The organism is Aquimarina callyspongiae, assembly GCF_034322225.1.
GTDB lineage: Bacteria > Bacteroidota > Bacteroidia > Flavobacteriales > Flavobacteriaceae > Aquimarina.
Genome location: NZ_JAXLPA010000001.1, coordinates 1,305,457 through 1,319,250, shown reverse-complemented (window position 1 = coordinate 1,319,250; position 13,794 = coordinate 1,305,457). Strand labels below are relative to the sequence as shown.

General features: G+C 31.9%; 12 protein-coding genes and 1 riboswitch. Of the genes, 9 read left to right on the top strand and 3 right to left on the bottom strand.

Annotated elements, in window-relative coordinates; all coding sequences use genetic code 11:
- Positions 1-58: 58 nt before the first annotated feature.
- Positions 59-1,369, bottom strand: a complete 1,311-nt coding sequence (gene ahcY / locus U0D62_RS05495; protein WP_322194350.1) for an adenosylhomocysteinase — start codon at positions 1,367-1,369, stop codon at positions 59-61.
- A 131-nt stretch (positions 1,370-1,500) separates the two neighbouring features.
- Between ahcY and U0D62_RS05490 the strand changes: the two genes are divergently transcribed.
- The 7 genes from U0D62_RS05490 to U0D62_RS05460 all read left to right on the top strand — a co-directional run bounded on the left by U0D62_RS05490 (position 1,501) and on the right by U0D62_RS05460 (position 7,336).
- Positions 1,501-2,139, top strand: coding sequence for a 4'-phosphopantetheinyl transferase family protein (locus tag U0D62_RS05490; protein WP_322194349.1), 639 nt, complete (start codon positions 1,501-1,503; stop codon positions 2,137-2,139).
- Between the two features lie 13 nt (positions 2,140-2,152).
- Entirely contained in the window at positions 2,153-2,785 is a 633-nt protein-coding gene (gene pnuC, locus U0D62_RS05485) for a nicotinamide riboside transporter PnuC (RefSeq protein ID WP_322194866.1), read from the top strand.
- A complete protein-coding gene (locus U0D62_RS05480) occupies positions 2,746-3,315 on the top strand; it encodes an ATP-binding protein (RefSeq protein WP_322194348.1) in 570 nt (189 codons plus the stop codon). The genes pnuC and U0D62_RS05480 overlap by 40 nt, the downstream gene beginning before the upstream one ends.
- Entirely contained in the window at positions 3,312-4,877 is a 1,566-nt protein-coding gene (locus U0D62_RS05475; RefSeq protein ID WP_322194347.1) for a DUF4301 family protein, read from the top strand. Before U0D62_RS05480 ends, U0D62_RS05475 begins: the two co-directional genes overlap by 4 nt.
- The gene (arfB, locus tag U0D62_RS05470) at positions 4,874-5,275 is read left to right on the top strand and encodes an alternative ribosome rescue aminoacyl-tRNA hydrolase ArfB (protein ID WP_322194346.1); all 402 of its coding nucleotides are present in this window, start codon (positions 4,874-4,876) and stop codon (positions 5,273-5,275) included. Before U0D62_RS05475 ends, arfB begins: the two co-directional genes overlap by 4 nt.
- Before the next feature lie 124 nt (positions 5,276-5,399).
- Positions 5,400-5,801, top strand: a complete 402-nt coding sequence (locus U0D62_RS05465; RefSeq protein WP_322194345.1) for a hypothetical protein — start codon at positions 5,400-5,402, stop codon at positions 5,799-5,801.
- A 182-nt stretch (positions 5,802-5,983) separates the two neighbouring features.
- Complete coding sequence (locus U0D62_RS05460; RefSeq protein ID WP_322194344.1) at positions 5,984-7,336, top strand: sigma-54-dependent transcriptional regulator; 1,353 nt, start codon at positions 5,984-5,986, stop codon at positions 7,334-7,336.
- On the opposite strand, the gene U0D62_RS05455 is transcribed toward U0D62_RS05460, so the two are convergent.
- The gene (locus U0D62_RS05455) at positions 7,333-9,759 is read right to left on the bottom strand and encodes an ATP-binding response regulator (protein ID WP_322194343.1); all 2,427 of its coding nucleotides are present in this window, start codon (positions 9,757-9,759) and stop codon (positions 7,333-7,335) included. The two genes, U0D62_RS05460 and U0D62_RS05455, sit on opposite strands and share 4 nt — an antisense overlap.
- 329 nt (positions 9,760-10,088) lie before the next feature.
- Here U0D62_RS05455 and U0D62_RS05450 point away from each other — a divergent pair, with 329 nt between their 5' ends.
- Positions 10,089-12,272, top strand: a complete 2,184-nt coding sequence (locus tag U0D62_RS05450) for a TonB-dependent receptor (protein ID WP_322194342.1) — start codon at positions 10,089-10,091, stop codon at positions 12,270-12,272.
- 112 nt (positions 12,273-12,384) lie between these two features.
- On the opposite strand, the gene U0D62_RS05445 is transcribed toward U0D62_RS05450, so the two are convergent.
- Positions 12,385-13,005, bottom strand: a complete 621-nt coding sequence (locus U0D62_RS05445) for a hypothetical protein (RefSeq protein WP_322194341.1) — start codon at positions 13,003-13,005, stop codon at positions 12,385-12,387.
- Positions 13,006-13,339: 334 nt separating this feature from the next.
- A riboswitch (TPP riboswitch) is annotated at positions 13,340-13,432 on the top strand.
- A 95-nt stretch (positions 13,433-13,527) separates the two neighbouring features.
- Here U0D62_RS05445 and thiS point away from each other — a divergent pair.
- Positions 13,528-13,728 carry a sulfur carrier protein ThiS gene (gene thiS, locus U0D62_RS05440; RefSeq protein ID WP_322194340.1) on the top strand — a complete coding sequence of 67 codons (201 nt, stop codon included), beginning with the start codon at positions 13,528-13,530 and terminating at the stop codon, positions 13,726-13,728.
- Positions 13,729-13,794: the final 66 nt, after the last annotated feature.

Below are 13,794 nucleotides of genomic sequence, written 5' to 3'. Positions count from 1 at the left end.
ACAAAACCCTTATCGATCGATAAGGGTTTTTTATATGTTCTAATATTCTATATGAATTTTAGTATCTATAATATTCAGGCTTAAAAGGTCCTTCAACCGTTACACCGATATATTCAGCTTGGTCTTCACGAAGTTCAGTAAGCTCTACTCCAATCTTAGCAAGGTGTAGTTTAGCCACCTTTTCATCTAAGTGCTTAGGAAGCATATATACCTTGTTGTCATAGTTTTCTAGATTTGTCCAAAGCTCAATTTGCGCTAAGGTTTGATTCGTAAATGAGTTACTCATTACAAAACTTGGATGTCCTGTTGCACAACCTAGATTTACTAAACGCCCTTCTGCTAGAAGTATGATATCATTACCGTCAATGTTGTATTTATCTACTTGAGGTTTGATCTCAATTTTTTCACTTTGTGAGTTTAACCAAGCTACGTCAATCTCATTGTCAAAATGACCAATATTACAAACAATAGTTTTGTCTTTCATTGCCTTAAAGTGTTCTCCTCGAACGATATCTTTATTTCCTGTTGTAGTAATAACAACATCAGCATTTCCAACAACCGTTTCTAATTTTTTAACTTCAAAACCATCCATAGCTGCTTGTAAAGCACAAATTGGATCAATCTCAGTAACGGTTACGATAGAACCAGCTCCTCTAAAAGAGGCTGCAGTACCTTTACCAACATCTCCATATCCACAAACAACAACACGTTTACCGGCAAGCATTACATCAGTAGCACGTCTAATAGCGTCTACAGCACTTTCTTTACATCCGTATTTGTTATCAAATTTAGATTTGGTAACACTGTCATTTACGTTGATAGCTGGCATTGGAAGTGTTCCATTTGTCATACGCTCATATAATCTATGAACTCCAGTAGTTGTTTCTTCTGATAAACCATTAATTCCTTCAACTAATTCTGGATATTTATCTAATACCATATTAGTCAAATCTCCACCATCATCAAGAATCATATTTAAAGGCTTGCGATCTTCTCCAAAAAATAGTGTTTGCTCAATACACCAGTCAAACTCTTCTTCGTTCATTCCTTTCCAGGCATATACTGGGGTACCCGCATCAGCAATAGCTGCAGCAGCTTGATCTTGCGTAGAGAATATATTACAAGAACTCCAGGTAACTTCTGCACCAAGAGCTTGAAGAGTTTCAATTAATACAGCTGTTTGGATAGTCATATGAAGACATCCTGCAATACGAGCTCCTTTAAGAGGTTGCTCATTCTTATATTCTTCACGAAGAGACATAAGGCCTGGCATTTCTGCTTCTGCTAGTTCGATTTCTTTTCTACCCCAAGCTGCTAGTGAGATATCTTTTACCTTGTAAGGGACATAAGGTGCTGTTTTGGTGCTCATAGTATTTATTTTATGTTTATAAAGTGCTTTCTGGTAATTAGCACTAAATTGTTCTAAATTCGCTTCCAGAAAAATAGAATCAAATTCTTTTTTTCAGTTTGCAAAGGTACGTAATAACTTTAAGAATTTAAATGCCTCTTTACAAAACTATAACAATAGACGATAGCACTAATGTGCTGATTTGGAAGATTGAAGAATCTTTTGAAACACTAAGTAAGGAAATAAGTTTAACAAAATATAGTCAAGACAGAATAGACAATATGAAATCTGATATCCATCGTAGAGGATTTCTTAGTGTTCGACATTTACTAGCAGCATGTGGATATACTGATGAGGACTTATTTTATGATGATTTTGGTAAACCACACCTTCAAGATCAAAGACAAATCTCAATAACGCATTCTTTTGAATATGCCGCAATAATTATCAGTGATAAAAAGGTAGGGATTGATATAGAGAAACAACGAGAAAAAATTGAACGAATAGCTCATAAATTTACCGATGGTATTGAGAGTAAATTTGTTGAATCTAATGATAAACTTAAGGTCCGGACATTGACAGTAATCTGGGGAGCAAAAGAATCTTTATATAAACTATATGCTACTCCAGGGTTAAGTTTTGAGCAACATATACATATCCCACCGTTTGACCTAAATCTTCCTTTTGCACATGGTATTGTTAATTATGAAGAAGTGATTACGTACTACGAAATAGCTTTTATTGAATTTGATGGTTATACTTGCGTATATGCCTTACCATATACAGGATAAAAACAATATAAGTATGGATCAGATTTTTGATTTTTTCTTTGGACAATATGAAACTTATGAGACGTTAGATATCTCATTAGAAATTATTGCGGTTGTTTTTGGAGTTGCTAGTGTTTTATTTGCGTGGTTTAATAAAATATGGGTATACCCTACTGGAATTATTAGCACCTCCATATATGTATATTTACTTTTAAAGTGGTCTTTGTTAGGAGATATGATGATTAATGCCTATTATTTTATAATGAGTATTTATGGTTGGTATATCTGGACCCGAAAAATAGATCAGGAACAAGTAACACCGATTTCTCGAGCTACCTCTAGAGAAAAAATTATAGAAGTATTAATCTTTATTTCTACGTTGGTTTTTGTATATACAATTTATGTGGTTTTTGATAAATGGAATGATTGGACAGCATATGTAGATACTTTAACAACTGCTATATTCTTTGTTGGGATGTGGCTAATGGCAAGAAGGAAAATTGAAAATTGGATCTTCTGGATCATTGGAGATATTATTTCAATACCTCTATATTTTTATAAAGGATTTACGTTTACTAGTTTTCAATATATATTGTTTACGATAATGGCAATTTTTGGTTATTTAGCATGGAAGAAAAGTATAGACAAGAAACCAGTGATTGTATAAAGGTAGTGCTTTTTGGTCCAGAATCTACGGGCAAAACGACACTCAGTAAACAACTAGCCAGGTATTATAATACCAAATGGGTTCCTGAATATATGAGAGAGTATCTACAAGAAAAGTGGGATACAAATAAAGAAGTTTGCACCTATGATGATTTGCTTCCAATTGCCAGAGGTCAAATGGATAAGGAGAATCGATTAACAAAAGAAGCAAATCACATACTTTTTTGTGATACTAACCTTTTAGAACTTAAGGTGTATTCTGAAATATATTATGAAAATTTAGTTCCAGAAATCTTAAACAAAATTTCATTAGAAAATGTTTATGATTTATATCTTTTAACTTATATTGATACCCCGTGGATCCCCGACGATTTAAGAGATAAACCTAACGAAAGAGAAGAGATGTTTTTAAAGTTTGAAAAAACGCTAAAGAAATATCAACTGCCTTATATTGTTATGAAAGGTGATGAAATATCTCGTTTTAAAAAGGCTGTTACAATTATTGACCAATTAATAGAACAAAAAAAGTGAATATTACTGACAAGGACATTAAGCTAATAAAATCGAAAAGATTAACGGTAGATAAAGTACTATTACAAATAGAAACTTTTAAGAATGAAATTCCGTTTGTGGCATTAAGAAGTGCAGCAACCTTAGATAATGGGATTTTAAAGTTTTCAGAACACTATCAATCAGAATTGATTAAACTTTATGAATCAAGATTAGCAAATTTAGAGACGATTAAGTTTGTTCCGGCGTCAGGAGCAGCGACTCGTATGTTTAAAGATTTGTTTCGATTTCTTGATAATTATGATTTTGAAAAAGAAAGCTTAAACTCCTATACTAATCACGAAAAAGCAAATGCAATACGTCTTTTTTTAATCGGATTAGAAAAATTTCCTTTCTATGGTACTGTAATGCAAAAAGTAAAAACGGCTTATCCTAAATTTGAATCTTTATCAGAAGGTAAGCAGCTGTATATTTTTGTTGAGATGATGTTAAAAGAAAAAGGATTGAACTACGGTGATTTTCCTAAAGGACTACTTCCTTTTCATAATTATACAGATAGTATAGCTACTTCTTTCGAGGAACATTTATACGAAGCGGCAGGGTATAATACTAATGATACTGGTGATTCAAGATTACATTTTACTATTTCAAAGAATCACTTAGAAGGGTTTAAAGGTGAGTTTGAAAGAATAAAGAAAAAAGTAGAAGAAAAGACGAATACTAATTTTATAATTACATATTCTTTTCAAAAACCTGAAACTGATACTATAGCTGTTACCGAAGATAATGAACCTTTCAGAACAGAGGATGGATCATTATTATTTAGACCTGGAGGTCACGGAGCATTGATTGAGAACTTAAATGACCTGGAGGCGGATATTGTTTATATTAAAAATATAGATAATGTAGTTGTGCGTAAATATCAGGATGAAGTTTCTGGATATAAAAAAATTCTTGCGGGTAAGCTTATAGATATTCAGGATGAAGTATTCAGAATATTAAATGCTATAGATCAAAAAAGCCCAACAGAAGCAGAATTAAAGGATATTAAAAAATTCCTGGTTCAGCAGTTGAACGTGAGGCTTCCTTTGGATTTTGATAAATTTTCTGATAAATACAAACTACAGTTCCTTAGAGAATCATTGAACAGACCTATTCGAGTTTGTGGTATGGTAATTAATGAAGGTGAGCCAGGAGGAGGTCCGTTTTGGGTAAAACATGAAAGTGGTAGGCTGGTACTGCAAATAATTGAAGCGCCTCAAATCAATAAGAAAGATCGTAGACAAGTAGATATACTCGCTAGTGCAACACATTTTAATCCTGTGGATTTGGTTTGTGGCATCAGGAATTATAAAGGAGAAAAGTTCGATTTATTGGATTTTGTTGATCCTGAAGCAGGATTTATAACAAAGAAAACAAGAGATGGAAAAGTGCTTAAAGCATTAGAACTTCCTGGATTATGGAATGGAGCCATGTCCAATTGGATTAGTGTTTTTGTAGAAGTGCCTCTTACTACATTTAATCCTGTAAAAACAGTAAATGATCTGCTAAAATCTGCACATCAGACAAAGCTCTTTTCGTGAATACAGCTGTTATAATAAGAGAATTAAAGTTTAAAGCTATTCGGAGCTCAGGAGCAGGAGGACAACATGTAAATAAAGTATCTTCAAAAGTAGAGCTCAGTTTTGGTATTGATCAATCAAAAGGATTAACAGATGATGAGAAACTTCTTCTTAATCAAAAACTGAAATCTCGTTTAACCAAAACAGGAATTTTGCTATTACAATGTGGTGATAGTCGAAGTCAACATAGAAATAAAGAACTTGTTATAAAAAGGCTTTTGGAAGTTTTGAAGGCAAATCTACATATACCTAAAAAAAGAAAACCTTCAAAACCTTCAAAAGCTGCTATAAGAAAACGATTGGATAATAAACAAAGACAATCTTTAAAAAAAGCGAATCGTAAAAAACCTCCTTTGTAACATTACTTTTCTAAAAACGTGTAGAATTTCTACACTTTTGTGTGTATTCCACGTTTTTTAACATTATCTCGTAAAACTTCATTTTATCTCAATTACCTGATTGTTAGATCATTGTGAGTTTTTTATGAAGCCTGCTACTTTTGGAACAATTATTACTATTTATAATAGTGTAGAATTAATTTTCACAAGTAACCCAATGAAAAAGTTACCAATGATAATAGGAATTGTAGTAAGCATATTTTCAGCGCAAGGTGTTTTTGCTCAAGATGAATTAGCTGAGAATGATGCTTTTGAGATTCGGGATTACGAATATGAACAGCATGAATATACTGAAATCGAGAATGTGGAACTTCCAACAACGATTCAATATGTAGCTGCAAGAGATTTTGAAAACTTACGTATATATAGAGCTTATATCTCAAAGGACAATACTTATAAGATTGTTCTTAAAGATAAAGATAACTACACAAAAGTTGTATTTGCAAGCGCTAATGGCAAATGGATAAAGCCAGACGACAAATCTTAAATCTAGGGGTAGAAAAGGATATCGTTTTGCAACCAAAGACGATATAAAGTTGTTTAGTGCTAAAAAGAGACTCAATCCCAAGAGTCTCTTTTTTATTTTTTAATGTTTTATATGAGAATATATAATAACCTGACATTTTTAATGTTTAACTTTATGAAATAGCTTTTTTTATTATTTACAAGATGTCAAGAATACTTATAGTTGAGGATGATGTTGCTTTTTGCACAATGCTTAAAACTTTTTTAGAGAAGAAGGATTATGAAGTATTCACTGCATTTTCCGGAAACGAAGCTATTCTTCAAATAGAAGATAATACATTTGATATTGTACTTACCGATGTGAGGTTGCCAGATAGAGATGGTATTACTTTGTTAGAAGAAATACATAATAAAAACCCTAACACTGCGGTAATTATTATGACAGGTTATGCAGAGATCAATATGGCTGTTAATGCTATCAAGCAGGGAGCTTTTGATTATGTGTCCAAACCTTTTAATCCAGATACTATTTTACAGACTATAGAAAAAGCGTTGCTTACCGATTCTAAGGTTGAAAAAATAAAAGAAACAAAAGTTTCTAAGCCGTTAAAGGTTATAGAAAAATCAGAAAATTCTTTTGTAAAAGGAATAAGCGATGCTTCCAAAAAACTTAATGAATATGTAGCGTTGGTAGCCCCTACTCGTATGTCTGTGTTAGTAATAGGCGATAGCGGAACGGGTAAAGAATATGTGGCCAGTAGTATTCATAAAGCTAGTAAAAGATCAGATAAACCTTTTGTAGCCGTTGATTGTGGTGCTATTCCTAAAGAAATAGCTTCAAGTGAATTTTTTGGTCATATAAAAGGATCCTTTACAGGAGCGGTAAATGATAAAGTAGGTCATTTTGAAGCAGCCAATGGAGGAACCTTATTTCTAGATGAAATAGGAAACTTGAGTTACGAACTACAAGTGCAATTATTACGAGCACTTCAAGAACGAAAGATAAAACCAGTAGGGAGTAATAAAGAAATAGATGTAGATATACGAGTTATTGTGGCTACGAATGAGGATTTGAGTCATGCGGTAAAAGAAGGAGAATTTAGAGAAGATTTATATCATCGATTAAACGAATTTTCTATAAAAGTTCCACCGCTTAGAGATCGTATCGAGGATCTTATGCTTTTTGCCAATCATTTTCTCGAAGGATCTAATATAGAACTAGAAAAACATGTGGTTGGATTTACAGATGAAGTATTAGAAGCTTTTAAAAAGTATGATTGGCCAGGAAACCTTAGAGAATTAAAAAATATAGTAAGGCGATCTGTTTTACTTTCACAAAAGGATATGATTACCTTAGATGTTTTACCTAATGATGTTGCTTATGCTACTCATAGAGACAAACAAACATATGGGTTGTTTAAAAATCAAAACGAACAGGAGTTGATTTTGGATGCATTAGAAAAAGCTAATGGTAATAAAGCAAAAGCAGCAAGAATGCTTTCTATAGATCGTAAAACACTTTATAATAAATTAAAACAATACGATATTAGTCTTTAGTTTTCAACTTGTAACTTACTAATAAGATCTTCAATTTTAAGAACACCTTCGTTAGCTAACTTAAGTATTTCAATAATATTCAGATTATATTGATCAGGATGCTCTAGTTTTCTAAGTACAGGAACTACTTCTTTTGCTTTAATCTGTTTGAACATAGGAAGCATTTTATGTGCAATTTTCTTAATCTGATCTATATCCTCATTTTTTATTTTTGTTTTTAGATCTTTTAGATTATTAATTGTACTCTCATAAAAAGTATCCAGTATCGCATAAAGTGAATCTGAATCTCCGTGAGCAAAGAGGATTAAGTCATTAAGAGAATATTCTTCATTAGTATCTCCATTCACTGTAATCTCATCAAAATCTACTGGATTTATACTTAATATAGTTGCCATAAGATCTATTAATTCTTTTGGGGCATAAGGTTTACGTAAACTTCCTGCAAACCCTGCTTTTTTATAATCAGACTCAGAAGTATTAGCCATTCCGGATAAGGCAATTACCGGGATATTTGATAATTTGTCATCATTTTTTATAGCATTTAATAATTTGAAGCCATCCATTTTTGGCATTTGAATATCCGTAAGAATCAGATTATATCTGTGTTTTTCTAAAAATGCTATAGCATCTATGGCACTTTCACATACATCATAAGATAATCCAGCTAAGGATGCTACTTCACTTGTTAATGCTAGTTGACTAGGATCGTCATCAATAATCAATACTTTTTTGTTAGAAAAATTCTGAAACTCTATAACTTCTGGCTCGTCTTCTGGTATTAGAGAGTGAGATAGTTTGATGGGGATTGAAATCGTAAACTCACTCCCCTTATCAAGTTCACTTTTTAGAGTGATATTTCCATCAAGAAGTTTAATTATTTTTTTAGTAATAGCCAGGCCAAGACCAAAACCTCCATATCTTTTTTCGGTGTTATCATCACCTTGAGAAAACTCTTCAAAGATACGATGTTGTTGTTCTTCGGTAATTCCAATACCAGTATCTTTAACAGAAATAAGTAATTGTTTTTCGGCCAAACCGTTTTCGATAATATTACAATTAATTATAATAGCCCCTTGGTCTGTAAACTTATATGCGTTGTGAACCAGGTTGGTTAATATCTGTTTAATCCTAAAGGGATCACCGAGGTATTGTTTTTTAAGTTGAGCATCAGCAACAATCTGTACATCAAGATTTTTTTTATCCTGGACCGGTATAACACTAGAAATTGTATTTTCTATTAGTTTTTCCGGACAAAATGGGAGCTCTTCGATTATCATTCGACCAGCTTCTAATTTTGATAAATCCAATAAATCATTTACCAAATGAAGAATATAATCAGAAGATTTCTTTAAATGACCTAAATAATGCATTTGCTTATTGTTTAGATCAGTTTTTTCCAGAAGGTCCGAATAACCAATAACAGTGTTTAAAGGAGATCTAAGATCATGAGTAACCGTGGTGATTAAAGATTCTCGAGTTTTTAATAAGGATTCGGTATAGCTTTTCTCTCTCTCAAGTTCATTACGATATTTTTGACTCTTAGAAACATCTTTAGTAATTAGATAAAGAAATATAATCGCTATTACTAAGCTAATGCAGGCAATAATTACAATAATATTAAAAGTTTTTTCTAATACACGATTAGAGGCATCTAACCGTTCAATATATTGCTCTCTTTCATTTAAATCTATTGCTGCCAAAAGATCTCTTAACTGCTTAGATATAATCTGATCATTTTTTAACAGCTTATTTTCTCTGGCTTTGATTTGACGTTTATAATTTCTTTCTTTCAATTCTGTTTCCAGTAGAGCATTGTAAAAAGTAGAAGCTAATGAGTCAATAGTTTGATTGGTTAATCGTTCTTCATTGTCTTTTTTAGAATACTCAAGCCAGGCAATAATTGCTTTTTTGGCGTGAGGATTAAATTTTCTGAATCGGTCATTATAATTTGAGTAGTTCCCAAAATTTTCATTAGATTTTTTTAACTCATCAATTACATTCTCTTGTAGCCCTTTTTCTTTACGTTGTTTATATATTTCAATGAGCTGTTCTAAGTTTTTGTTTTTGCTATCGATAAGTGTTTTGATACTATCGATTTTTTTGGACTGTAAAGTATCATAGGATATTTCGGCAACCTTATTTATGGTTGTCAGAATACTATCGATTTTAGATTTATAGTTATCAAACTTGCTTTCATCAGAGGTTTGAATAATATTACGAGTTAAACTTTCTGCTTCATAGAGTCCAGTTATAACCTCTCCTAATAAAGAGAATTTTTCATCATTTTCGGGCTCAATTTTGGTGATTTGAGTATAATTATTCACCTGACTTTTGATAACCCAAAAAGAAATCAATGCAAGCACTCCAGCGAGGAAATACCCTGCAATAATTTTAAACGTAACAGATCTTTTAGTATTAATCATTATACTAGCTATAACTTCAAAAAAGGCAATGCATTGTTTTTATACCTAATAAAGTTACGATAAATCAACAAAACACAGTACTTTTGCCTGAAATCTCAAAGGGGTGCTGAAATCCTGAATTAATTTTTAGGAAAAAGCTGAGATCATACCCAATGAACCTGGGCGGATAATGCTGCCAAGGGACTACGGAATAAAAAGGATAAAATTTATCTTTTTTGTGACTGATGAGGTGGTAAATAGAAATATATTCTTTTACCATGTGTGTCATTATATTTAATCATTTTTAACTTTAGAATAATGACCCCTTTTATTCGTATTAATTTTTACGGATGAAAAACGTATTATTTTGTCTTACAATTTTCTTACTGAGCATTAGCGCATTTGCTCAGGAAAAACAAACAGATTCTATACCGGTAGAAACAGAAAAACTTGAAGAGGTTTTGGTAAAATCTGTTCGTGTAGATGCAGATTCTCCTATTACACATTCTAACTTGTCCAAAGAAGAGTTGGCAACGCGCAATTTAGGACAAGACATTCCGATTTTATTAAATTATCTTCCTGGTGTAGTTACAACAACTGATGCTGGAACTGGAATTGGTTATACCTATATAAGAGTTAGAGGTAGTGATGCTTCCAGAGTAAATGTAACCTTAAACGGAATACCGTTTAATGACGCAGAAAGTCAAGGGACATTTTGGGTAAACCTTCCTGATTTTGCATCCTCTATAGAGAACTTACAGCTACAACGAGGAGTAGGAACCTCTACAAATGGTTCTGGAGCTTTTGGAGCAAGTTTAAACCTATTAACAGATACAGTTTCTGAAACAGCTAATGGCGAAATTTCAAACTCCTTTGGATCTTTTGGAACCAGAAGGCATAATGTAAAATTTAGTACAGGATTACTTAATGATCATATAGAGATAGCCGGTCGATTATCTGCAATAGCATCAGATGGTTATATTGATCGAGCATCTTCTGATTTAAAATCGTATTTCTTACAAGGATCATATGTCGATGATGGTACATTGATCAAAGCGATTGCTTTTGGAGGACATGAGATTACGTACCAATCCTGGTTTGGTATTGATGCAGCTACTTTAGAAACCGACAGAACTTTTAATCCAGCAGGTCAATATACTGATGAAAATGGAACTACTCGCTTTTATGACAATGAAGTAGATAACTATAAGCAGGATCATTATCAATTACATTGGAACCAAAAATATGATAATAATTGGTCAACTAATCTAGGTCTTAATTATACTTACGGAAGAGGGTTTTTTGAACAATATAGAGAAGATGAAGATTTTGCAGATTATGACTTTACACCTATTGTGATTGGTGGTGAAACTATTAATACTACCGACTTGATTCGTCGCAGATGGCTAGATAATGATTTTTATGTGGTGAATGCATCCGCTAATTATAAGAATAATGTGGTAGATATAGATTTTGGAGCTTTTTATAGTTTGTATGATGGTGATCATTTTGGAGAAGTAATTTGGGCACAAAATGCAGGAGGATCAGAGATCAGAGATAATTATTATTTTGGAAACGGAAAGAAAAAAGAATTTACCGTTTTTGGTAAGGCTACCTATAGGGTTAATGATAAATGGAGTGCGTTTTTAGATCTTCAAGGGCGTTTCCTGAATTATGAAACTACAGGAGATACTTCAGATAGAGTTCTATTAGAAATAGATGAAAATTATGATTTCTTTAATCCAAAACTAGGAGCTACTTATCAAGTAAATGCAACTAACCAATTATATGTATCATATGCAAGAGCGAATAGAGAACCCCGCAGAAGTGATTTTGAAAACGGAATCGATACAGCAGAAAGACTAAATGATATAGAACTAGGTTGGAGGTTTAATAAGAAAAGAACCGTTATAAATACAAACCTGTATTATATGTGGTATAAAGATCAATTAGTGTTAACTGGAGCATTAGATGATGTGGGAGCTCCTATTAGAGCCACTAGTGGAGAAAGTTATCGTTTGGGAATCGAAATAGATGCTGATATTACACTTTCAGACAAGTTTATAGTCAAACCTAATATTGCCATCAGTGCAAATAAAAATAAGGATTTTGTTACTTCTAGAGATGGAAGCCTGGTAAATTTAGGAGACACTAATATATCGTACTCTCCTAACATTGTGGCTGGAAATATGATTATCTATCAACCCGTTAAAAACCTTCAGTTAGGATTTTTGTCTAAGTTTGTTGGAGAACAGTATATGGGTAATATTGATAGTGAGGTTTCAAAACTAGATAGTTTTTTTACCAATGACCTTAATGTAGTTTATGAAATAAAAAACATTCCGGTTTTTAAATCTATTGTACTTACCGGTTTAGTTAATAATGTCTTTGATTTAGAATATGTTTCTAACGGATACTTTTTTACGTTTGATGATGATTTTTCTAATCCAGGTACAATCACTACAGTAGAAGGCGCAGGATTTTATCCACAGGCAGGGATTAATTTCTTACTAGGAGCAACACTAAAATTTTAAACAAACATACTATTTAAAATAATCAAGAGGGGTACTGTTTTACAAATTAGTACCCCTCTTGATTATTCAAAAAAGTTAATAAGATTTTTTTAAGATTAAATTTTTATTAACCTCATTTAGATTCTTTTTTCAAGGCATCTTTAAAACGTTTTTTTTCCTTTTTTTTGGCTTCTTTTTCTCGTTTTTTAGCTTCCTTTTCTGCTTTCTTACGTTCTTCTTTTCTTTTTTTTAAAGCCTTTTTATATTTTCTTTTTTCTTCCTTAAAAGCTTCTTTTTTGGCTTTTTGAGCAGCTTTTTCAGCTTCTTTACGCTCTTTTTCCTTTTGTTTTAAGGCTTTTTTATGACGTTCTTTTTCTTTTTTTATAGCTCTGGATTCATTTTCTATAGCTTCTTTTTCTGCTTCCTTTTGTTCCTGTTCTTTTTGCTTTAATGCTTTTCTATATCGTTCTTTCTCTTCCTGGATAGCTTCCGCTTCTCTTTTACGAGCTTCTTTTTCTGCTTTTTTTCGTTCTTGCTCCTTTTGTTTTAATACTTCTTTATATCGCTCTTTTTCTGTTTTATACAATTCTTTTCTCCGGTCTTTTTCTTCTGCAATATTATGATTACTTGTAGTCGTTAGTGTATCCTTTTCTATTTTAGGGAGTTTTTTAATAGTTTCTTTGTTTTCTTGTGCAATTAATGACCCGTTTAGAATTGATGCTAAACAGAATACAACTAATAGTTTTCGTTTCATTATATCGTGTTATTTTGGTTACAACATTATTATATACCATAAATCCTTTTGTCTTCAAATCTTGTTTCAAAACAATAGAAATTAAAGTGTAAAAAATGTTTAAAAGAGGGTTTACTAGTTTAATTGTTTTTCTTTAAAAACATTAAATCTATTAATCCCGATAGTGAGTGAGGTAGTAGATAAATATCAGGAATCAAAAACAACAGCAATACCATTACTTAAAACTTATATTTGAAAAACAAGTATGCTGTTTAAAGCATTAAAGATAAATAAAATTGAATCAAATAGTTGCGGTTTTCTGTGTAAATTACATTTTAATTACACATATTTGTATTTGAAACTTTAGGTGTAGCTAGTAATAGTTTGAGAAATAGCCTTTGAACCTGATTTGGTTAATACCAGCGTAGGGAAAAGTTAAAGATCGAGATAGAATCATATTGTAATTTGATTATATATCTTGTTTTTTTCTTCAAAGTAAAGAGTTACTTACTACCTAGAGTTTATGGATTTAATCTAAAAAAGATGACCGTAAACGTAAATAATCAATCAAAGTCTATTCTTGAAAATAGTACGATAGAAAAATTGTTAGAACAGTTAGCTATTGTTCCCAAAGGAATTGCCGTAGCAATAAATAATCAAGTTATTTCTAAAGAAACCTGGAATCAGATCGTAGTAAAAAACGATGATCATATAACGATCATACAAGCTACTCAAGGAGGATAGAATTTTTTTTAAGACAATAAAACGTAAAAAACTAATTACTAAAAACTAAGAGCTACTCGCTCAGAA